This is a genomic window from Pasteurella oralis (assembly GCF_002850605.1).
In the GTDB taxonomy this organism is placed as follows: Bacteria; Pseudomonadota; Gammaproteobacteria; order Enterobacterales; family Pasteurellaceae; genus Pasteurella; species Pasteurella oralis.
Genome location: NZ_NXGB01000010.1, coordinates 21,115 through 44,398 on the forward strand (window position 1 = coordinate 21,115; position 23,284 = coordinate 44,398).

Sequence of the window (23,284 nt, forward strand, 5' to 3'; positions counted from 1 at the left end):
ACATAATTAAAATGGTTAATATGCTGTTTTACACTAAATTAAATGATATTGTTAATAAAAATGCCACCGCTCAAATAGTTTAAAAAAGATGTAGTTAAATTTATTTTAAACGGCCTAAATACTGTTCTAATTCTTCGACATCTAATAACCAAAGTTGTGCTAATTGCTGGGTCCAGCCCTCAATCTTACATTCCCATTTTTCATGATCAGGATCCTGTGCTTGAGCTGCAATTTGTTGTAAGCGCTTCAATCCCACCGAAGCTGCGGCACCCTTTATTTTATGCGCAATAGAAAGTACCTCTGATTTCTTTGCTGCATCTTGTTGATAAGCCGAAAAAGCGAGTAATAACTCATTAATATAACTAGGCATCGTTTCTTTAAATAGCACTAAATTTTTTTGTGCAAAACTAACACCGAGCATCTCAATCAATTCATTTAACATTTTCACATCAAAATGTGATGCAATAGAATCATCTTTATTTTTCACTGGCACATCTATCTTGATCGTACTTTCATTACCAAAATAGTCTATTAAACAGGCTGTTAGCTCTTCTAGCGAAAGCGGCTTACGTAATACATCATCCATCCCGTTTTGTTGATAGTCTTTTTTGTTATGCATGACATTTGCCGTCAATGCAATTAATGGCGGTAGGAAGTCATAATCACCATTTTCATACCCCAGACGAAGATGTTGTGCCACATCAAAACCAGACATATCAGGCAGTTGGATATCTAAAAGCAATAAATCATAATAATTTTGCTCAAATTTTTCTATCGCTTGTTGCCCTGTCATTGCTACATCTACAGCATAACCTAATTTCTCTAACATAGATCTAGCGACAACAACATTCACTTCAATATCTTCAACTAATAAAATTTTTAACGTTTTTGGGATCTGATTTTTTGCAGCTATCGGTTTATCAACCTCATTAATAGGCAAAATCAAAGTAAAACAGGACCCTTTACCAATTTCGCTGGTGGCATATAAATCTCCTCCCATTAATTGTGCAATCGTTTTTGAAAGCGCCAAACCAATCCCGCTACCTAGTGGCTTATGCTCATTAGATTGTACTTGATAATACATTTCAAATACGCGTAGCAATTCATTCGCTGGAATACCAATCCCTGTATCTGTCACACTAAACGCAATTTGATAAGCTGAAACACGTCGAACATTTAAACTCACATTACCTGTAGGAGTAAACTTCACTGCATTACTAATCAAATTCCACAGAATTTGGCTTAAACGAGCATAGTCTCCCATCAGCCAACTAGGCAAATCATTATCCGTAATTAATTGAAAATTGAGCTTTTTTTGTTGTGCCATCAAACTGGCAAAATTACTGATATCATTTAAAAAACTATTCAATTCAACTTCTTTTAAATTTAGCTCAATCCTACGTGCATCAATTTTTTCAAGATCAATAATGTCACTAAAAATATGCCCTAAAGAAATAGCACTAACATTAATCGTTTTTAGATAATTACGTTGTTGCTCAGTTAACTCCTCATCTAACAAAATACGACTTAAACCGATAATGCCATTTAGGGGGGTACGTAATTCATGACTAATGGTCGCCATTAAATGGGTTTTATCACGGCTTGTTTTTTCAATATTATCTAGTGCAATAGACAATTTTTTCTCAGCAATGACTCTTTCTGAAACTTCATTGCGTAAATTGTTAACTAACTGCGATAATCCTTGCCGCGAATGTTCCAATTTTTCCACTAAAACGGTAAAAAAATAAATCACAAATGGCGCAGAAATTAAGCCAAAAGTGATAGAACGAATTAAATCGCTCCAATACACTTCACCAATAATGAAAAAACTGAGTAGCGCTTGAGTACATAAAGCCAAGATAGCCAACACAATAAGCCCAAGAATAGAAAATTTTACGCGACCTAAACGAATCACCCAATCGACATATTTTTGAGTAAAATATCTTATATTTTTCATTTTATTGGTTTACTTTAGCTTGATGAAATTAACGGCGCCTATTGTATCATCAAGTCAATAATTGCAGAAGTGAGCTATTTCTCAAATTCAATATTTTGTGCCATATAAAACAACACCCTATTAGGCAAACTAATAGGGTGCATACAAACGAAAATATCAAAAATGTCGTTAAACTAAATTGATCAGCCAACAATTATGAATATGCTTATTGCGTTCAAAATCCAATGGTAACGTTTTTGTTGAAATTTCAACCGCACTTAAACCCAGTTCAGCAAGACCAGTAAAGTCCATTTTAAATCCTCGCTTATTATTAGAAAAAACGATAGTACCATTTGCACGTAAAATACGTTTTAAATGGGTCATCAATTTAATATGATCACGTTGTACATCCCAACTCTCTTCCATACGCTTTGAGTTAGAAAACGTTGGTGGATCAACAAAAATAAGATCAAATTGACGTTCACATCCTGCAAGCCACTGTAAACAATCTGCTTGAATTAATTTATGCTGCTTACCTTCTAAATCATTTAACAATAGATTTTGTTCTGCCCAATTTAAATAGGTATTTGACATATCAACTGTCGTCGTCGATTTTGCACCACCTAATGCAGCATGAACAGTAGCTGAACCAGTATAAGCAAATAGATTCAAGAAATCCTTCCCTTTTGCCATTTCACCCAGCATTTTGCGAGTCAAACGATGATCAAGGAATAATCCCGTATCCAAATAATCGGTTAAATTCACCCACAACTTCGCCCCATATTCATTCACATAGAAATACTCACCTTTGTTTGCTAATTTTTCATATTGATTAGTACCTTTCTGTTTTTGACGTACTTTTAAAATCAACTTATTAGTCTCAACACCTGTTACTTGCAAAGTTGCAGTGACAGCATCTAACAAGCGTTGACGAGCTTTATTTTCATCAATATTTTTTGGTGCAGCATATTCTTGTACAACAATATGATCATCGTAGCGATCCACTGCTAAATTATATTCTGGCAAATCTGCATCATATAAACGATAAGCATTAAGTCCTTGCTGTTTTGCCCACTTCTCTATTTTTTTACAATTTTTCTGTAATCGGTTAGCAAAATCTTGTGCGACTTGCACAGCTAGAGTGCGGTCAGTTTCTAAAGCATTTTCAATCATCCCTTCGTGCTCTACTATGCGTGAACGAGGGCTAATATGATAATTTTTTTGCACACAATCCAAAGGACCGTTCTTAGCTTTAAATTGACGGTGTGAACGTAAACGTAAACAATCTAATAGCGCAGGTTCAGCACTAAATACGGAAACATTCCAATCTGCAAACTGCGCTTTCAAACGCTGACCAAATACCGAATACAACGCAATCAATGCTGGTGTTGTCCCTAAACGCTCACCATAGGGTGGATTACAAATTACAGTGCCTTTTAATTCTGTAAATGGATTTTTTAACACTGCCACATCACCTTGCTGCCATTGAATTAAATGTGCAACACCTGCATTTTGTGCATTACGTTTTGCTTTTTGTAAAACTCGATGATCTAAATCTACACCATAAAAATTTGCTTTATGTTCTTGGTTAAATGCTTTCTCTGCTAAGGCGATTGCCTCACTTTTTACTTTCTCCCAAATCGCTTGATTATGCGCCTGCCAAAAATCAAACCCCCAGTGTAGGCGATGCAATTGTGGGGCAATCTTAGCTTGCATTTGTGCGGCTTCAATGAGTAATGTGCCAGAACCACACATAGGATCGACTAATGGCGTACTAATTTGCCAGCCTGAACGTAACACAATAGCGGCGGCTAAGGTTTCACGTAAAGGTGCTTTACCTGTATCTTCACGATAACCACGCATATGTAAAGCTTCGCCACTTAAATCCAAAGAGATCACCAATTCTTCACGATTTAAATAAGCATGCACTCGAATATCAGGATAGTCTTTATCTACATTCGGACGAGTTTTACCATGACGTTCAAAATAATCGACTATCCCATCTTTAACGCGCATTGCCCCAAATTGAGTATGGCGAATTTCACGGTTTGTACCATTAAAATCCACCATAAAACGCACTTTCTCATCAAAATACGCTAGCCAATTTTGACTAGTGACCGTCGAATATAAATCTAAATCACTGTAAATTTTAGCCTGTACAATCGGTAATAAAATACGTGAAGCTAGACGCGTCCAAAGTAATACACGATATTGGGTTTCATCATCAGCATAAAAATGTACACCGCCCTGTGCAACTTGGCATTTTGTTGCGCCAAGCTCCGTTAATTCGACTTTTAATAATTCTTCAAAACCACGCGCAGTGGTGGCGAAAAGTTGTTTCATAGGTGATCTCTATCAGTAAAATGAGGAGGAATTATAGCAGGTTTAACCAGCAAAAACGTAGTAAACACAAAGTGCGGTCAAAATTCTAAAAATTTGCACCGCACTTTATGTTATAAACATAGTATAAATACTTTATTTCACTTGCATACCCGCTTTCGCACCTTGATCCACATCTAACAAGAACAAATCCGCGCCACCAGTACCCGCACTTAAAATCATTCCCTCAGACAAACCAAATTTCATTTTACGGGGTGCGAGGTTGGCAATCACAATCACAAAGCGCCCTTCTAATTCTTCCGGTTTACTATAAGCAGCTTTAATTCCAGAGAACACTTGGCGAGTATGATCGCCAAGATCTAATTCAAAACGTAATAATTTATTCGCTTCAGGTACAGCTTCACATTTGATCACCTTCGCCACACGTAAATCTAATTTCGCAAAATCATCGATACTAATAGTTTCAGCAATCGGCTCAACATCACTTGTGCTCGGTGTTTCTACTTTCTGTTGTGCAGCTTGCATTTGTGCAAACTGTTCTTTGGTTTCATTCACAATTGCCTCAATTTGTTTTGCCTCTAACCGTTGAGCTAAAGCTTTAAATGGTAAAATTTGATGATTTAATAATGGGTTAGCTAATTTTTCCCACGTTAATTCATCTTGTAAAAATGCTTCTGCACGTTCGATAATCTGTGGAATAATCGGCTTCAAATAAATAGATAACACACGGAATAAGTTCAATGCCATAGAACATACATCCTGTAATTCCGCGTGACGAATTTCATCTTTCGCAATGACCCAAGGCGCTTTATCATCAATATATTTATTCGCTTTATCTGCTAATTGCATCACTTCTCGTACCACTTTGCCAAATTCGCGTTCTTCATAATAAGCCGCAATTTGCGTTGCTTTTCCTATAAATTCATTAAACAGCTCAATATCATCAACTTGCGCAGCAAGCTTGCCATCAAAACGTTTTGTAATAAAACTCGCGCTACGAGAAGCCAGATTAACAAATTTATTCACCACATCAGCATTTAAACGTTGAACAAAATCTTCTAGATTGAGATCTAAATCTTCAATGCGATTATTTAATTTTGCCGCATAGTAATAACGTAAATATTCTGGTGCTAAATGACGTAAATACGTAGCGGCTTGAATAAAAGTACCACGTGATTTCGACATTTTGACCCCATTTACTGTCACATAACCATGTGCAAACACATTTGTTGGTTTGCGTAAATCACACCCTTCTAACATGGCTGGCCAAAATAAACTATGGAAATACACAATGTCTTTGCCGATAAAATGATAAAGCTCGGCAGCGCTGTCTTTTTTCCAAAAATCGTCAAAATTTAACCCATTCTTATCACATAAATTCTTGAACGATGCCATATAGCCAATTGGTGCATCCAACCAAACATAAAAATATTTATCTTCTGTATCTGGAATTTTGAAACCAAAATAAGGCGCATCACGTGAAATATCCCATTGCTGTAAGCCAGATTCAAACCATTCTTGCATTTTATTCGCAATTTCAGGCTGTAATGAACCTGACTTAGTCCATTCTTTCAACATATTCTCAAACGCAGGTAAATCAAAGAAAAAATGCTCTGACTCTTTTAAGACAGGTGTGGCACCAGATACGACTGAACGAGGGTTAATCAGTTCTGTTGGACTATAAGTCGAAGAACATACTTCACAATTATCACCATATTGATCTTCTGCCTTACATTTTGGGCAAGTACCTTTGACAAAACGATCAGGCAAAAACATGCCTTTTTCTGGGTCAAATAATTGTGAAATAATACGGCTTTTAATAAAACCATTAGCACGCAATTTTTTATACATCTGCGCAGTTAACTGCTCATTTTCAGGGCTGTGAGTAGAATGATAATTATCATAACTAATATTAAATCCTTCAAAATCAGCAACATGATCTGCTTTTGAGCGAGCGATCAATTCCTCGGGCGTAATCCCTAATTTATCTGCATTCAGCATAATTGGCGTACCATGTGCATCATCAGCGCAAATAAAATGCACATCATGACCACGCATGCGTTGGAAACGAACCCAGATATCTGCTTGAATATGTTCAAGTAAATGTCCTAAATGAATTGCACCATTTGCATAAGGTAAGGCGCAGGTAACTAAAATATTGCGTGCTGAATTCGCCATTGATTATTCCTATATTTTCACCAAAAAAATTGGCGTTTATGTTACCTTATCAGCGGTATTTTTTCCAGTTTAACCGCACTTTTCCACTTTTCTGCTTAACAGTTGCCAAGGTTCATGGTTAAATATTGTTGAGTGATTAACTAGGGCTTTAACTAGCTTCAAATATAACAGGATAAAATCAATGGGAATTTTATTTTCTGATAACTTAACAGACAACCAAAAACAAGCCATTCAAAAGCAATTTGAACAATTCCAGCATCCAAGTTTACAAAAAGATTTAATCGCTTTAAATGCGGTAAAAAAAATTGAAAAAGGTGGGGAGATATTACGCATTGAAATCACAATGCCATTTGCTTGGAATAGTGCATTTGAACAATTAAAAGAAACGCTTTCTGCTAATTTATTAGCATACAGTGAAAGCAGAGCTATTAAATGGCAATTAAATTATCAAATTGCAACATTAAAACGTGCCAATAACCACCCCGCAGTCAAGGGAGTCAAGAATATTATTGCAGTTACCTCAGGTAAAGGTGGTGTGGGTAAATCCACTGTTTCAGTCAATCTTGCGCTTGCTTTACAACAGCAAGGTGCCAGAGTCGGTATTTTAGATGCCGATATTTACGGTCCATCTATCCCACATATGCTTGGTGTCGCAGATCAACGCCCAACTTCACCAGACAATAAACACATTACACCAATTCAAGCACATCAATTATTTGCCAACTCTATTGGTTTTCTTATGGATGCTGATAGTGCAACAATTTGGCGCGGTCCAATGGCAAGTAGCGCATTAAGTCAGCTACTCCAAGAGACCTTATGGCCAGATTTAGACTATTTAGTTATCGATATGCCGCCAGGTACAGGTGATATTCAACTGACACTTTCACAGCAAATCCCTGTTACTGGTGCTATTGTTGTCACTACCCCACAAGATATCGCTTTACTTGATGCAATTAAAGGCGTAGCAATGTTTGAACGTGTTTCAGTGCCGGTGCTAGGTATTGTTGAAAATATGTCTATGCACATTTGTAGCCATTGTGGTCACCACGAAGCGATTTTTGGTACAGGTGGTGCTGAAAAAATTGCACAAAAATACAATGTGAAAGTCTTGGGTCAACAACCATTACATATTCGTTTACGTGAAGATCTCGACAAAGGTACACCAACAGTAGCTGCTGCGCCAGACAGTGAAATTGCGCAATCATTCATACAACTTGCAGAGAAAGTAGCAACCGAACTTTACTGGCAAGGTTCGGTGATCCCAAGTGAGATCATGTTCAAAGAAGTGAAATAATAAAATTTTACTAAAATCGACCGCACTTAAACCTAATCAGTTAAAAGAGCGGTCACTTTTGTATAAATTTTTTCAATAATATGCGATTACTAAAAAAGCCCTCAATATTGAGGGCTTTCTTTTGGAATATATCGTAATAAAAATTAGCGACGTAAACCTAAACGAGCGATAGTTGAAGTGTAAAGCTCAAGATTAGTACGTTTTAAGTAATCTAAAAGTTTACGACGACGAGAAACCATACGCAATAAACCACGACGACCGTGGTGATCTTTTTTATGTTCAGCAAAGTGAGCTTGTAAGTGGTTGATTTGTGCAGTCAATAATGCGATTTGCACTTCTGAAGAACCCGTATCTTTTGCATCACGACCAAACTCAGCAACGATTGCTGCTTTTTTTTCTGTACTTAGAGACATTCGATAACTCCTAAAAGTTAAGTTAAAAATACATCGTTAGCCGATCTCTAATCCAGCTACGACAAAGAATTGTGAATTTTAGCATTGATTAGGATAAAAGCAATAAAATCTTTATAAAAACTCACCGCACTTTGAATCAAAAAGAAAGCCTGTATAAACAGGCTTTCTCTCGTTTAATTAAAAAGTAATTTCTGCACTTAGCTTATAATTTCTACCAGGTGAATAAAAACGATTGATACCTGCACCTGTTTTTTGATTAATCAAGTTACTTGTTCCAAATGGCTTAATTGAACGAGCAGATTCCCAAGTTAAATATTTACGATCAGTCAAGTTATAAACACCAAACTGTAAAGTGACATTTTTAACTGGTTTCACATAAGTCACAAAATCAACTAATGTATAATCATCACTACGCCATCTCACGGCACTATCGGTATAACCTTGTTCTTTATAGAACATATTATAAGTATCTTTCGCTTTCTTCGCACTTACATGAGTCACATACAAATCTGCTCCAAATTTATGCGCTTTATGATCATAACCAACACCAATAATTGAGGTCTTTGGTTGGATCGCATTCATCGGTCTATCATCAGCTAAACGCCCTCTTTGATAAGTAAATTTATAGCTTAAATTAAAGCCCTCTAACTTCTCAAAGAAATAACCAATATTCAGACGAGAGTTAATCTCAATACCTTTCACTTTAGCACGATCAACATTTATATTTTGATACACTTGGAAATCTCTCGCTTGTGCTTTACCACCAACAGAATTTGATAGATTTCTTGAACCTAAATAAGCTAAATCAATAAAATTGCGATATTTGGTTTGGAATACACTCGTACTCACAAAACCCCACTCATGATGGAAAGTCAATGCAATTTCTTGGTTTTTAGCTTCTTCTGGCTTCATCGTTGGATTTGGTAAAATCGTGAAATCAGGATGTTTAAAGGTAAAATACAATTCATCCGATGTTGGCGCTCTAAAACCTTTTGAGTATTTCACTTGCAATCTTAAGAAATCAAGCGGATCAAAAGTCGCACCTAAAGAATAAGAGTGTTTTTTAAATTTTTTCTCTTGGGCGATATAAGCGATATTATCTTCTGCGTTTTTACGAATTTGTTCTGGTGTGTAAATAGGATTACCACGCCAATCTTTTTTGTCTGTTGGAGGAAGCGGGATAAATAATTCCTTTACCATATCATCCGCAATCTTAGGCGTTACACCTGGAATATACTCTGGTTGATATTTAATATCATCATAACGATATCCCAAATCCACACTCAACATATTATGTAACTTCACCGTATCGGCAAAATACAACGATTTCGTTGTAGCTTCTACTGGGATCAAGAAAGAAGTTTTAGGTTCATGGCGTGGACAAAGCAAACCATTAAAAGACGAGCTAGTTTTGCAATCCCTTAATTTTCCAGAAAAATCTTGACCTAATGTTCTTTCCGCCCACCAAGTAGGATTGCTACCTGTATAACCTGATTTATTCACCATTTCCTTACGGGTTTTAGAGTAAACACCACCGTAAGAAACATTATTTTCTATATCAAATACAGAAAATGCTTTTGTTAAGTCCAAATTCACTTGTTTTGTATTAGTATTTAAATCACGTTCTTTATAATCAAATGGACGATAACCTTGGGAATTAGGCAAAATGATATAATAGCGTCCTTTACTAGGATCATCATAAGTTGCAAATTTTTTACCATCTATCTCCATTGTTTTATTTAACGTAATTTCTTCTTTAGTTGGAGCTTCAGATGAATAACGATATTTATAGGCAGTAAGGGGCTTAGTACAATCAAAAACAGAACAATCTAACCAAAAACCTGACGTTCCTAGCTGTTTGCCATTAAACGCGGCATTATTGGTTCCTTTATCTGCAACAAAAGGATTACCATTCTTATCAATGATTTGATGTTTACCATCTCTTAATTCTAATTTAATCGGATTTCCTTCACGATCGACAATTTTCCCATCTTTAAGTTGCAATCCTAAAGGATTTTTATAAGTATCGCATTTCTCATTCCCATCACAATAATCTTCTGTTCTGGCTCTTGTTGTAATTTTTTGTTGCGAATAACTTAACTTCAAAGTGTCCCAAAGTGGCGTAACTGTATAATTCTCATAAGTGAACGAGATATTACTACGTTTGACTCTATCATTTGCATGACGAGATTCTTTTTCATCATAAGTCAAATAATTAGACTGCGGTTGCAGCGTATAAGAACGGTCATGTCCACGTGTATGGGTTTGATATAGATCAGAAGCAATCGTAAAACGGTGGTTCTCATTTGGAGAAAAAGAAAACTTAACTAACGTACTTTCTTTAGTAATCGTATAAGGATCCGTTTTCTCTCTTTCTTTGCCTTGAATATCCGCAGCATATTTATAATCAAAGTTTTCTAGCTCATGACCATGACGTTTAGTATGCATAAATAACACATCAAAATATTTATAGCGTCCCGCAGCAGTAATAGAATTTAAACTCTGATTATCGGCAGTACTATAGCCCGTTTTATAGCCAAGATGCCAATCTTTTTCAGTTAAAAAATCCCTTGCATCTTTGGTTTCAAACAGTACCGCTCCCCCTAATGAACCGCTACCGACTTTAACTGAATCTGCTCCTTTAGCAATTTTAGCGACTTTCAAAGTTTCAATTTCAACACTATTTCTTGTGTTATTAAAATTACCGTAGCCTTCAAAAAGTTCTTTAAAACCTTGTGATGAAAGCGTCTCTGCTTGATGAAGCCCGTCTACAGTAATCGCAACACGGTTTTCATCAACACCACGAATCGCATAGCCACTTGAACCAAAGCGTCCTGCTTCTACAACACTGATACCTGTTTCATAACGCACCAAATCACGACTATCTTGAACTTGTTGACGTTTTAAAATTGAAGATGTTTTTACTGTCTCGCCGATTTTTTTCTCTTTGATTTCGATTGCATCTTGTTGAGAAGTGACGGTAATTGTATCTAATTCAGCCACCTCCTCTGTATCTGCCAAAACAAAACCGCAATAATTAAATAAAGCTAAAGTAATCAATGAAAGCTTTACTTTTCTATTCGCTACAATTGCCATAATCTTTTCCTAAAATAAAACTGCTACACCTTAAAGTTGTATATTATTAATCTTCTAAATGACCTTCATCTAAATGAACAAAGCTGACTAAATCATCATTACTCACTTGAAATGCCTGACCAAAGCCCTTTACAAATAAACCTTGCGTTGGTTTAAAACTAAATAAATGAAAATCTCTCATTTTTGATAATTCATCAATTAAATTTCCTTGTCTTGCTTTTAATGCTGCAATACTGTCTTTCCACTCGTCTGTTTCACGTTCAATAATCCGTACCGTGGCGTCAAAGGAAAGGCGGCGGCGCGCAAAAATCTGACGACTTTTACTTTCATCTTCAATTAACATTAATGATACTTTTGGCACTTCTTGTAAATTACGCGCATGGCGTGCAATTGTTGAAATGAAAACTTGATACTCACCATTAGTAATCGCGAAAGGTGCATAACTCACATTAGGATAACCATCTTCTCCTACTGTTGCTAACATGATCGTTTTACATTGTGCTTTTAATTCTTGAATCTCTGGTCCTAAACGGTTTTGTAATACTTCTTGACGATTTGTTGTCATTATCTTTCCTTAGTTTACTGCTTAAATAAATTGTTTAAATTTTTCCACTTGTTCTGGAAACAATTGACGCTCTTCATCACGCCCTAAATAAATTTTAAAAATGGTTTGTCCATTATCAGCAATAAATGCGATGTTATAACTTTCTTTGCCACGGAAAGGCAAACTGACAAAAGCAATTTTCGCAATATTATCTAGCTTCAAATGTCCATGTAATGCGCCTTCATTTCCCTTCATATTTAAATTGTAATAACCTCGCCCAATCATGCCTGTTGGAAAACGATCTTTGATTTCAAAAATAGAACCTTCTTTTTCAATGATAGTCGTAAAAGTTCCCCATTGACTCACTTCAGTCAAAATTTCGTCTGTTCTTGCTCCCGAAAAAATACGTACAAATGCTTCAGGTAATGCACATAAGATCTCGCCTTCTGGCTGATTAAAATGGGCAGCCATGTCCAATGTAATTGCCATCGGATTCTGCGCGATATAATCCGCAATTTGTTGTTTTAACGTCATCGCCTTTTTCATCCTCAATCAAAATATCTATGATACAAATAAATTAAAAAAAATAGTATTGATAATAGTTATTAATTATATTTGTGATTAACTTTTTTTTCAAAAAAAATTACATTTTTTTGCAAGAAATGTGATAAATATCGAATAGTTAGTATAAAAATCGCAATAAATAAAACCTTATTTTTTATAAGACTTTAGTTTAGAAAGTCTGTAACATGAGAATAAAAAATAGAAATGATGAAAATAAATACAATTAATCTTAAAGCCAGATTTTTTACTTGTAACCTGCCATTGAATGGGTATAATACTTCCCACGTTTTACTACTGCTTATTATTGCTGCCTGGGTGGCGAAATTGGTAGACGCAGTTGATTCAAAATCAACCGCCTTCGGGTGTGTCGGTTCGAGTCCGACCCTAGGCACCACTAATAAACAGTATGAGAAAACAAAAGCCGACAATAATGTCGGCTTTTTCTATATTTATATTTATTACACGCAAAACAATACAAAGCGTCCTAAAGATCACTCCCCTTTAAATCACGGGTGTACACTTTCGGGAGTACGTCTTCTAGATTTGTTGTTATTCTATTTGCTAAGATAATATCTGCACATTGCTTAAATTCCGTTAAATCTCTCACTAACTCTGCATCAAAAAACTTGTCTTCTTTATATTTTGGTTCATAAACAACAAGCTTAACTCCCGCTTCGCTCAATCTACGCATAATACCCTTAATACTCGAGCTTCTAAAGTTATCCGAACCCGCTTTCATCGTTAAACGATACACGCCTACTACCGTTGGTTTCTTACTCAAAATATCATTAGCAATAAAATCTTTACGCGTGACATTCGACTGAACAACAGCACTAATCAAGTTCTGTGGGATATTTTGGAAGTTGGCAAGTAATTGTTTCGTATCTTTAGGTAAACAATATCCACCATAACCAAAAGAAGGATTGTTATAATGCGTGCCAATACGTGGGTCCAATGACACTCCGTCAATGATTTGCTGCGCATCTAGACCAAATGTTAAGGCAAACGAATCTAATTCATTAAAGAAAGCCACGCGTAATGCCAAATAAGTATTTGCAAATAATTTAATTGACTCTGCTTCTGTTGGATTAGTCAACAAAATAGGGGCATTCGGCTCAAGACTACAATCACGTAATAGCTGTGCAAATGTTTTTGCAGCCTCACTATGATCACCTACTACAATACGAGAAGGATGTAAATTATCATACAGTGCTTTACTCTCTCGTAAAAATTCAGGCGAGAAAAAAATGCGCTCATTGTTAAAATATTGACGCATTCTTAAGGTAAATCCGACAGGGATTGTTGACTTTATTACTAAATATGCTCGTGAGTTTTGCGCGATAGCCGTTTCTAACACAGATTCGACTGAGCTTGTATCAAAATAATCAGTAACGGGATCATAATCTGTTGGTGTAGCAATAATGATATATTCAGCTTCAGTATAAGCCTCCGTACTATCAAGAGTTGCATGCAAATTTAGTGTTTTTGTCATCAAATAATCACTAATTTCAGCATCTTGAATCGGCGAAATTTTACTATTAATTAGATTTACTTTTTCAGAAGATACATCCAACAATGTCACTTCATGCTGTTGAGCAAGCAAAATCGCATTTGATAGCCCAACATAACCTGCTCCTACAATAGTGATTTTCATACTTTTTCTCCTATGTTAAATCCAATCTCTTGTTAAATGAGAATTCAATTTTTCCTCACATAATGAAATTAAAGTTTCTGTCGTATGTTGACGATCTGGAAATTGAGTACTGAGATAAATATGACGAGCTAAAGACAATATTGTATAAACCTCAATATCTTGTGCTGTAGCGGTTGAATTATTCGTTAAAAAAGTATTAATAAATGCTTGTTGATGTGCAGATAACGCGTGAGGGTTTGCATACTGACGAATAGCAAACTCTTGAATATGAGCTAAGTAATTTCCCGCATCTAAGGCAGCATGTCCCTGACAAACTAAATCAAGATCAAGTAGCACCATATATCCCGGATACCCACTACGTTCTAATATCTGATCTTGATAAAAATCTCTGTGTACAGAAACAACAGGTAATTTTGAAAGTAAGCTCACTATTTTTTCACAATCAGAAAGCAGCTTTGCAATACGAATAGAAAATGCAGGTAACAGAAGTTGTACTTGCATTAGGCGATCACGCAAAATTTGTAATTCCTGCTCAGCCGTCCAAACAGGCAAATCTACCCATTTTTCGACCGCACTTTGATGTAATGCTCGTAGTGCTTGTGCCACTGCACAACCCAAAAAAGCTAAACGTTGGTTTTGAGGTATTAGCATATCACCGATACAACGTCCACTCACTTTAACTTGTAGCCATGTTCTTTGTGCAGGCAATATACTTAATGGTTGTGGGACACTCACAGGCATACTTTGATCAAATCCATTTTGCCACAATGCTTTTTGAATTTGAAAAGAACGCTTATCTAATCCTTTACTCCGATACTTTCCTATCACACATTGCTTTGTTTTTTTAGACTCAATTTGGTATTCAATCAAGGCACGTCGTTGAATTTTATAACGGATAAGCTGCGCAGATTCTAATACTCCTTGAAACTGTTCAGGCAATACCTGCTTCAATAAATCTTGCATTTGCGTAATATCAATTAGCGTAAATAAGATTGAATCAAAAGATAAATCTACCTGTTGTTTCTCTGCTGAAACGACAGATTGAGTAACTGTTTTACTTAGGATATTTTCAACACGTTGTAATAACAATAACGTATGCTGTTCCCATTCTGGGCTCCGTTTACGGAAAGGTTCGATAGCCAAACGCAACATAGCTGAAGCCACAAACCAAGATAATCCTTCTAGACTAAATTGTGTTTTAGCTTGATAAACACTTAAAAACTTAGTGATTAAATCCTCTGTCTGCCATACAGGTAAAACCCCTTCAATTACTTGCAATTCTAGCCTTGCTTGTAGAGTAGCCAAATCTAACAGTGGATTTCCATGCGCTGAGCGATCCCAATCTAAAAGATATAATTCATCAATGTCTTGTTTATCTTGGCTTTTCACAACTTGATCTAATGAAAAATCACCATGAATCAGCGTGAATAGTTCTGATGACTGTGCGGATAATCCTTTAGAGATACGCGCAGCTAATTGAGTAAACCAAGAAACATACTCTGGCAAAATATGTTGAAATGCTTGCTGAACACCTTTTAAGGACTGAATTTCATCACTAATTTGATAAGTAATAGGATGACTATAACTCGTACTATGTACTTGCGCTAATAAGGTTGCTAGCTGGTAGATATCTTCAGTAGAGCAAATAAAACCTGTTTCAGGACATAAACTCTCGCCCTCTTGCCAACTTGTGATCACGGAACAAAAATGTCCATTACTACCAAGCAGTTTTACATAGCCTTGAGCCATACCAAAAGCAGCACCAGTTAATACTCGACTAAAATCAGAGGCTTTGATTGTACGTACAACTAATGTTTGCTTATTCTGAGTAATCTTTGCGACTAATCTACGCTCTGGTTTGTAACGCAAAATATCAATATTTACATATTGTTGAACCATCTCAGATATAGGACAGCAATCGAATAGCTGATGGCGTAGTTTATTATTGATTAACCAACCTAAATAGCGTATACCTCGATCATAGGCGGGATGCAAAAGCATAACGTATAAATCAAACAAGGCTAAAGGCGCATTAGGATCTGCCTCTCGAATGAGTTTTTGTCGCTTCGGATTAGCCCAAGACTCGGCAAACCGTGCTGGCGTTAATGCTTTAGCATAGTAATAATTCACACTGCCATCTTGCAATACAATTCGTAAAGTACCAGCACAACTGTTATTTGGTTTGTAACGCAAATATTGGATATCAACCCGCCTTATCGCGTAAAACTGAGGCAGCTTTCGCAATCTGTCCAATAATAAGTCATTATCTAACAAGGCAATTAAACCTGGTAAATCCGTATCTCTTGCAATGATTCTTTTATCCGCATCTGTAAGCATATTGATACCTTTGTTTAATTCTAGGCAAATACTTATATACAAAAATTAAGCAAGTTGCATTTTCCACCAAGCGGCATAATTTCCTTCTGCCTTTAATAATTGCAAGTGTTCTCCCTGTTCAACAACTGCACCTTTATCTACGAATAAAATACGATCAGTTCTCGCAGCAAGCGCAAGATTATGCGTGATTATAATTGTAGTTCGTCCCTTCATCAGATTATCTAGTGCTAGAATCACTTGTGTTTCACTTTCTTGATCCAATCCAACTGTAGGTTCATCTAGAATTAAAATCGCACTTTTATTCATCGCTGCTCGCGCAATAGCAATTCTTTGTCTTTGACCACCTGATAAAGATCCTCCTCGTTCACTTAACACCGTATCGTAACCATCTGGTAATCTAAGAATAAAATCATGTGCTTGTGCTAATTTCGCGGCAGCAATGATTTCTTCATCACTTATTTTCTCTGCACGATTAATCGCTCCTAACGCAATGTTTTCACGGATGGGCAATCCAAACAATAAGTTGTCTTGTGGCACAATCGCAATTTGACTACGTACACTGGCTATTTGATAATCTCGAATATCTTTTCCATCAATACGAATAACGCCACTATCTGCTTCATACAATCTTAATAATAAGCTAGTGATTGTGGATTTACCTGCGCCAGACGGACCGATGATCGCCACGCTTTCGCCAGCATTAATGACAAAATCCATATTTCTAAGTACGGCTGGTGCATCTTTATCTGTTCCATGATAGCCAAACTCAACATGCTCAAAACGAATTTCCCCGCGCACATCAGCTAATGGCAGTGCATCTGGTTTATCTTGAATATCTGGTTGCTCATCTAACAAATTCACAACACGTTCACCTGCTGCCAGCGCTTTTGAAAGGCGACCAGTATACTTAGCATATTCTCTAACAGGTCTAAACGCATTGTTTAAATAAGACATAAAAATAATCAGCTCACCAGGCGTCATCTCTCCACCTAAAACGGAATAAGCACCTTTGAGCAATACTGCAGCAGACACTAATGCCACGATAATATCGACTCGACGCTCAAGACCTGCTGATAATTTCTTTGACTGCACATTCTGCTTGCGACTTTCTGTATCATCACCAACAAAACTACGAATAGTTTCATTTTCTAATGAAAGAGATTGGACAGTACGAATTGAACCAATAAATTCTGCTGCTTTAGAAGCCAATGCACCTTCTCTTTTCCGTTGAGCACGGCTAACTTCATGGATACGTTTACTTGAACGGACAGTACTCCACCAAATTAACGGTATAGCAAGCAATGTAATCGAAGTAAGTTGCCAATTGATATATATCATCATTGCAAACATCCCTGCTAATATCAGGATATTTGCCAGCATAGGCATCAACGCAGTAATTACTGCTTCACGCAGCATGCCTATGTCATTAATCAGGCGCATAGTTAAATCACCTGTTCTTGCTTGCGAATGAAAACGCAGTGATAAACGTTGTAAATGTGCAAACAGGTCATTACGAACTCGGCTTAAAATCCGACTGCCAGCTAAAGCAAGCCCAACTGTACTGACATAACTAGAGCCTGCCATAAATAAAGCAATCAACACGACTGCAGCTGCACAACCGAATAACAAATGTGCGGTGTCTACAGAAGTGAGTAATGATGCGATAAAGCCATTTAATGCTTTGGTATCTTTAGCAGACTCTGCGGAAACCTCTACAGCATCTAACAATACATAATCGACCACAAATGCTAAAGGCAATGGCTTAAGCAGGCGCATTGCAGTCGCAAGCAATAATGCACATAAAGCACCAAAGACTAACATTCGCTCAGGATAAATATATTCTTTTAAACGATAAGCTACTGACCACCATGCGTTTTTATTGACTGTCTTTTTGCTCATGCAGTTGAATCCTATTCAAATCATTAGTTTTTCTCGTTTTTACAAGAACGAGCGATATCTAAAATACGCTCAACGACGGATAACCAACTATGATATTGTTCAGCAGTAAACCGTGCATTCTGTCCCAGTTGCTGTGCTGTTGACGGTGAAACAAATAGTTCTGCGATACTGTTCGCCATTTTTGAAGGTTCATCAGGCACAACAAGAATGCCATTGTAATTATTCTCAATAACTGAATCTAAATGCCCCACTCGAGTAGCAATGATTGGTAACCCTGCTGCCATATATTCATAAATTTTTAAAGGTGAAAAATAGAACTTATCTATTGTAGGATAAGGGGCAACAGCAATATCCATTTTAGCTAACCACATAGGTACAGTTTCTGGCGCAACAGCACCAGTAAACTGTACATACTCTAACAGCCCTAATTTTTCAATCTCATCACTAAGTGCTTGATATTGAGGACCATCACCAACAATTAATAAACGCGTGTTATATCCTCGTTCTCTCAATAAAGACCAAGCCTGAACTAAAATAGACACCCCATGCCAAGGCTTCAGTGTTCCTAAAAAGCCTATCGTTGGTATGGTCATTTCACCTTGCTCAACAAATTGTTTCAAACGTTGAGCATTTTCTGTAGCCGCTTGTGCAAAGCGAGAAAGATCAACACCATTGGCAATAACATGTATTTTTCCCTTCGCTTTATCAAAAGTTTCTAAATAATGTTTTACACCAGGTGAAACAGCAATCATCGCATCTGCATTAGCAAAAACACTTTCTGCAACAATTTGTGCCTCTTTTTCTAAAGGTAATTCACGATGTTTTTTCTGTTCTTCAATTAAAGGCGCATTGACTTCTAAGATTCCAATACAACCATGCTTTTTAGCAAAATGCATACCTGCTTGACTCCAAAGAGAATAGCGCTCATAAATAAGATCAAATTTCTCTGTATCTTCCAATATTTTTTCTACCTCAGCATTCGCCACTAATGCTGCTAATGCTCGCTCTTTATTAGAAGAATTTGGTAAGGCAGGCAAAACATGAACAGGAATATGCTTCAATTCTTCAGGTGGCTCACCACCTAAACGTTGTGCAAATAATGTGACATCTAAACCATTTTGAAGCATTCCTTTGATGACTTCTTGGACATGGACGGAAGCACCTTTGGTGCCAAATACAGGAATACCAGGATCAGCACAAATATACGCGACTCGCATAACTTTTCCTTCTATTTGATACTTGTTTTAACTTACAAAAATCATTTAAAAATAAATTAGTTATCAATTGCAGTACGAAACAACGCTTGTAATAGCGCTACATTTTTATCTTCATCATACTCACGCTCAATCAAAGCTCGAGCCTGATAAGAAAGTGTTTTACAAAGCTCAACATCTGCTAATAGGCACTGTATCGCATCAGCTAATGCTGTAGGGTCATTTGGCTGCACACATAACCCTGTAATGCCATCTTGGACTAATTCAGGGATACCCGCGACATGAGTAGAAATGACAGGTGTTCCTAATGCCATAGATTCTAAAAGTACAGTTGGTAAACCATCTCTATCTCCGTCTTCACTAATGACACTTGGCGCAATCATCATATTCGCGGACCTCATAAATTTGATGATTTCTGGTTGTGGCATTGGGCCAACCATTTGTACAATATCGCTAATATTTAAGGCATCAATTTGCGCTTGTAACTGTTCACGCAAAGTTCCATCTCCAACTAAAGTGCATCGCATATCAATATTACGTTGTTTTAATATCGCAAGCGCATCTAATAAAACACTAAAGCCTTTCTTTGGCACCAAACGACCCACTGCGAGAATCTGACGGTTAGGAGAATGAAAAGATTGATAAGGGAATTTACTGAGATCCATTCCGTTATAAATTCGGACCGCACTTGCTGCATCACTACCATATTTTTCACGCAAATAAGTCAGGTTATAGTCAGAAACAGTCACGGTTGCTGATGCATCATGCATTTTCTGCCCTAGTTCAGTGGACTGCTCATATTGGTAATAAATATCTTTAGCATGTGCTGTAAAGGTATAAGTAATATCTGCAAAAATCGCAGCTTGTCTAGCAACTGTAGTCGCCTGAGTGCCAAAGTGCGCATGTAAATGCTGAATACCTCTTTTCTTAATCTCTAATGCTAACAGTATACTTTGAGCAATTTCATGTATTGTGCCTTTTGCACTCTCTAATTTAATTGCGAAATCAGACAACTGACTAAATCCTTGTGTCATTATTCCCCACAAGGTTTCAGTATTACGCTGTTTATCTACTAAACGGGTTACTGGTGCTCTAACTTGTGAAATACCATCTTGAAAATGGGTTTCCATTACTGGTCCTAAAGCAAAAATATCAATTTTTGTACCCGCCCTTTCATGTGCCAGAATCTCATTTACAACAAAAGTTTCAGAAAAACGAGGATAACGTTTTAGCACATAACCAATATACATTGGCTTTAATTCACTTAAAGTCATGGTGTTCATGATTAACTCCACAGAAAAATATGTAGATAAATTAAGAATTAGTCGCTAACTTACTTACAATCGATTGAATTTGTATAACTACATTATCCAACCCATTAAAACGCAATACATTTCTAGCATTAAGCTGCTCTTTTTTCTCTGCTATCCAGGAAGACAGCGCATCAGGCGAAAGAGAGTTAGGATGTAAACAATCGACAATGCCCATTTCAGCTAATCTGGAAGCACGTATACATTGTTCCTTTCTTGGTGTAATTCGCGGTACAATTAATGCTCTTTCATTAAATGATAAAATTTCAGTGACAGTATTGTATCCGCCCATTGAAATGATGCATTCAGCATCCTGCATCAATTTGAGAGGCTCAGCAACAAAATCAACAACATGAATTTCAGGACGTTGTTCAATCATATCGTGAATTTGTTTGCGTTGTTCTTCTGGCATTAAAGCACCAGTAATGAGCAAGCCATTCCAACCCTCTGGGAGGTCTGCCTGCATAAAAGTTTTTGCTAGTTGAAAACCATCTTGCCCGCCGCCAACAACACAAAGCGCATAAGGCGCTTCAACACTTGATGAAATCACTGTATCCAGTCCTTGAACTTCCATACGGCGAGTTTGATCTAAATAGCCCACATATTGCAATTTCTCACGAATATCTTGATCAAGCCCATATTCTTTTGCTAAATCAAAAAAATGAGGATCACCATATACCCAGATACTATTAAAATACAAACGAATAATTTCTAAATTCTTTAGTTTTTTCCATTGTTGACGAACCACATCGGGCTCATCAATAATATCTCGTAACCCTAATACAATATGAGTTCCTCGACTTGCTAATACAGGCAAAACACTATCTAACTCATTCATTGCCCCACGCGGTACATTATCAATAACCACGATATCTGGTTTAAATGAATCTAAAGTTGCATAGATGATTTGTCTGCGCACCTCAACTAGGCGATCAATATCAGTGCCTAAAGAACTAGGAATATATTTGCCTTCTGCCGTTTTAAAATAGCTCGGCATAGTGACAGTATCTGCTCCTTTTGGTAACTTAAACGCACCAGATTCTCTGACACCTGAAAGTAATAGAATTTCTGTATTTGGACATGCTTGTAGCACTGATTGAGCTAACAACATATTTCGACGAATATGCCCTAATCCCATAGTATCGTGAGAATAAAAGGCAATTCGAGATGGGAATAAACAATCACACTTTTCTAATAGATTTTGCATAATTGATTTTCTCTCAAGTTCCTAAAATAGCTAAACACCACTCATATAAAATATAAAAAATTTAAATAAAATCACTTCTTTTGACAGATACTACCTTAATAAAGTATAAAATAAAAGCAATAAAACCTATTAAAGCACAAATTTTAACCAAGCAATACCACATTGATTTTATTAATAAAACAGAAAGAAATATAAATATAACTTTTAATAACAAAGAAGTTAAAAAAAGAAAGAAAAACATCAAATGGAGAAAAACTATCTTTACTAGAAAAAATCAAGCACTATTGACAGTATGTCCAAACTAACTTATGAACTATCCCTTAGAAATTCACACTTATTTCTTCCTTTTTATTTCTTAAAAGCGTATTGAATAAAAAATCTCCCGCATACAAGGTCAAAATATTTCCCTCAGTTATAAAATGAAATTCGCGAAAAATAGACCGCACTTAGCAAGTAAAGTGAGCTAACGCCTAAAAGTTGGACTTACTCACCAATAGATTAAGATGCAGATTTTTATAGGTAAATATTATTTAATTAAATGTTGTCAACAGAGTGTTAAATGACCAATTAGGGGCACATAAAATAGCTGAACACTATCATTTCTATCGCCCGTCTTCTGATTGCAACAATTTCAGAAACAAAGTATTACTGGACTGATTCCTTAACTTAACAAAGGGCATGTATGAAAAATGAAAAAATACGATGAGACTAAAAAAACTTAAAAAGACCAACTGGTATTCAGGTATTTTTGAAGCGCACGACCTATCCTGAAGCGGAAAACGACATTTTAAAAAAGCTCAAAGAGCTGGACGAGAGAAAACCCAAGCCAAAAACCAAGTCATCTACAAGTTGAAAGATAAGCATCAGCTATCCTTATTATTACAACTCGTATCCTTATCCCCTTCAACTTGTTACTATAAAGCAACTATCAAAGAAAAGACGACTGCTCGTCTATAGATAACAGGTTAAGATTTGGTTGCTGATAAATCAACGTTATCTTCTCTACCCAGAAATCAATAAGTGGTTGTTTGAACGATATATGATATTTAATCATAAAAACCTGCATCTTAATCTATTGGTGAATAAATCCAACTTTTTGGGACATAACACAGATTAGGGCGCTATTTTTTATGACACAAATAACCAAAAATTACGATTCTTTCTCTGACAAAATCTATTAAATATTTTTCTACGGCATTTAACTATCTTAATTACCGTCAAAAATTTAACTCATTGCCTTTCATTCCAAATGAACAAGTTAAACATTTTCTATAATTCATCATATTTTAACGATTGGC

14 protein-coding genes and 1 tRNA gene are annotated in these 23,284 nt (G+C 36.4%); 2 read left to right on the plus strand and 13 right to left on the minus strand.

The window, feature by feature from the left end:
• Nucleotides 1–100 precede the first annotated feature (100 nt).
• The 3 genes from C0975_RS10595 to metG all read right to left on the minus strand — a co-directional run bounded on the left by C0975_RS10595 (nt 101) and on the right by metG (nt 6,454).
• Entirely contained in the window at nt 101–1,957 is a 1,857-nt protein-coding gene (locus C0975_RS10595; RefSeq protein ID WP_101776348.1) for an ATP-binding protein, read from the minus strand.
• A gap of 168 nt (nt 1,958–2,125) precedes the next feature.
• Nucleotides 2,126–4,279: a bifunctional 23S rRNA (guanine(2069)-N(7))-methyltransferase RlmK/23S rRNA (guanine(2445)-N(2))-methyltransferase RlmL gene (gene rlmKL, locus C0975_RS10600; protein ID WP_101776349.1), complete on the minus strand. Its 2,154-nt coding sequence runs from the start codon at nt 4,277–4,279 to the stop codon at nt 2,126–2,128.
• 132 nt (nt 4,280–4,411) lie between these two features.
• Nucleotides 4,412–6,454, minus strand: coding sequence for a methionine--tRNA ligase (metG, locus tag C0975_RS10605; RefSeq protein ID WP_101776350.1), 2,043 nt, complete (start codon nt 6,452–6,454; stop codon nt 4,412–4,414).
• Between the two features lie 181 nt (nt 6,455–6,635).
• Between metG and apbC the strand changes: the two genes are divergently transcribed.
• Nucleotides 6,636–7,748: an iron-sulfur cluster carrier protein ApbC gene (gene apbC / locus C0975_RS10610; protein ID WP_101776351.1), complete on the plus strand. Its 1,113-nt coding sequence runs from the start codon at nt 6,636–6,638 to the stop codon at nt 7,746–7,748.
• 143 nt (nt 7,749–7,891) lie between these two features.
• On the opposite strand, the gene rpsO is transcribed toward apbC, so the two are convergent.
• From rpsO to hutX, 4 genes are all read right to left on the minus strand, one after another.
• Nucleotides 7,892–8,161 (minus strand): 30S ribosomal protein S15, encoded by a 270-nt coding sequence (gene rpsO / locus C0975_RS10615; protein WP_021035622.1) that lies wholly within the window; start codon nt 8,159–8,161, stop codon nt 7,892–7,894.
• 177 nt (nt 8,162–8,338) lie between these two features.
• Nucleotides 8,339–11,257, minus strand: a complete 2,919-nt coding sequence (locus C0975_RS10620; RefSeq protein WP_101776352.1) for a TonB-dependent hemoglobin/transferrin/lactoferrin family receptor — start codon at nt 11,255–11,257, stop codon at nt 8,339–8,341.
• A 46-nt stretch (nt 11,258–11,303) separates the two neighbouring features.
• On the minus strand, nt 11,304–11,822 hold the full coding sequence (gene hutZ / locus C0975_RS10625; RefSeq protein ID WP_174674060.1) for a heme utilization protein HutZ: 519 nt from the start codon (nt 11,820–11,822) through the stop codon (nt 11,304–11,306).
• A 21-nt stretch (nt 11,823–11,843) separates the two neighbouring features.
• Nucleotides 11,844–12,335, minus strand: a complete 492-nt coding sequence (hutX, locus tag C0975_RS10630) for a heme utilization cystosolic carrier protein HutX (protein WP_101776354.1) — start codon at nt 12,333–12,335, stop codon at nt 11,844–11,846.
• A gap of 339 nt (nt 12,336–12,674) precedes the next feature.
• Between hutX and C0975_RS10635 the strand changes: the two genes are divergently transcribed.
• Nucleotides 12,675–12,759: transfer RNA gene (locus tag C0975_RS10635), tRNA-Leu, on the plus strand.
• Between the two features lie 90 nt (nt 12,760–12,849).
• Here the strand turns inward: C0975_RS10635 and C0975_RS10640 are convergent.
• From C0975_RS10640 to C0975_RS10665, 6 genes are read right to left on the minus strand one after another with little or no spacing between them, the layout of a single operon-like run.
• Nucleotides 12,850–14,019: a nucleotide sugar dehydrogenase gene (locus C0975_RS10640; protein WP_101776355.1), complete on the minus strand. Its 1,170-nt coding sequence runs from the start codon at nt 14,017–14,019 to the stop codon at nt 12,850–12,852.
• Between the two features lie 15 nt (nt 14,020–14,034).
• Nucleotides 14,035–16,356 carry a phosphotransferase gene (locus tag C0975_RS10645; protein ID WP_101776356.1) on the minus strand — a complete coding sequence of 774 codons (2,322 nt, stop codon included), beginning with the start codon at nt 16,354–16,356 and terminating at the stop codon, nt 14,035–14,037.
• Between the two features lie 45 nt (nt 16,357–16,401).
• Nucleotides 16,402–18,255, minus strand: coding sequence for an ABC transporter ATP-binding protein (locus C0975_RS10650; protein WP_101776357.1), 1,854 nt, complete (start codon nt 18,253–18,255; stop codon nt 16,402–16,404).
• A 23-nt stretch (nt 18,256–18,278) separates the two neighbouring features.
• Nucleotides 18,279–19,472, minus strand: a complete 1,194-nt coding sequence (locus C0975_RS10655) for a glycosyltransferase family 4 protein (RefSeq protein ID WP_101776358.1) — start codon at nt 19,470–19,472, stop codon at nt 18,279–18,281.
• A gap of 56 nt (nt 19,473–19,528) precedes the next feature.
• Complete coding sequence (locus C0975_RS10660; RefSeq protein WP_101776359.1) at nt 19,529–20,752, minus strand: glycosyltransferase family 4 protein; 1,224 nt, start codon at nt 20,750–20,752, stop codon at nt 19,529–19,531.
• Nucleotides 20,753–20,783: 31 nt separating this feature from the next.
• Entirely contained in the window at nt 20,784–21,986 is a 1,203-nt protein-coding gene (locus C0975_RS10665; RefSeq protein WP_245853378.1) for a glycosyltransferase family protein, read from the minus strand.
• Between the last annotated feature and the right edge of the window lie 1,298 nt (nt 21,987–23,284).

What these genes read in the sequence shown, in the direction of transcription:
- C0975_RS10595 (WP_101776348.1), bottom strand. Translation starts at nt 1,957, where the DNA reads ATGAAAAATATAAGATATTTTACTCAAAAATATGTCGATTGGGTGATT.
- rlmKL (WP_101776349.1), bottom strand. Translation starts at nt 4,279, where the DNA reads ATGAAACAACTTTTCGCCACCACTGCGCGTGGTTTTGAAGAATTATTA.
- metG (WP_101776350.1), bottom strand. Translation starts at nt 6,454, where the DNA reads ATGGCGAATTCAGCACGCAATATTTTAGTTACCTGCGCCTTACCTTAT.
- apbC (WP_101776351.1), top strand. Translation starts at nt 6,636, where the DNA reads ATGGGAATTTTATTTTCTGATAACTTAACAGACAACCAAAAACAAGCC.
- rpsO (WP_021035622.1), bottom strand. Translation starts at nt 8,161, where the DNA reads ATGTCTCTAAGTACAGAAAAAAAAGCAGCAATCGTTGCTGAGTTTGGT.
- C0975_RS10620 (WP_101776352.1), bottom strand. Translation starts at nt 11,257, where the DNA reads ATGGCAATTGTAGCGAATAGAAAAGTAAAGCTTTCATTGATTACTTTA.
- hutZ (WP_174674060.1), bottom strand. Translation starts at nt 11,822, where the DNA reads ATGACAACAAATCGTCAAGAAGTATTACAAAACCGTTTAGGACCAGAG.
- hutX (WP_101776354.1), bottom strand. Translation starts at nt 12,335, where the DNA reads ATGACGTTAAAACAACAAATTGCGGATTATATCGCGCAGAATCCGATG.
- C0975_RS10640 (WP_101776355.1), bottom strand. Translation starts at nt 14,019, where the DNA reads ATGAAAATCACTATTGTAGGAGCAGGTTATGTTGGGCTATCAAATGCG.
- C0975_RS10645 (WP_101776356.1), bottom strand. Translation starts at nt 16,356, where the DNA reads ATGCTTACAGATGCGGATAAAAGAATCATTGCAAGAGATACGGATTTA.
- C0975_RS10650 (WP_101776357.1), bottom strand. Translation starts at nt 18,255, where the DNA reads ATGAGCAAAAAGACAGTCAATAAAAACGCATGGTGGTCAGTAGCTTAT.
- C0975_RS10655 (WP_101776358.1), bottom strand. Translation starts at nt 19,472, where the DNA reads ATGCGAGTCGCGTATATTTGTGCTGATCCTGGTATTCCTGTATTTGGC.
- C0975_RS10660 (WP_101776359.1), bottom strand. Translation starts at nt 20,752, where the DNA reads ATGAACACCATGACTTTAAGTGAATTAAAGCCAATGTATATTGGTTAT.
- C0975_RS10665 (WP_245853378.1), bottom strand. Translation starts at nt 21,986, where the DNA reads ATGCAAAATCTATTAGAAAAGTGTGATTGTTTATTCCCATCTCGAATT.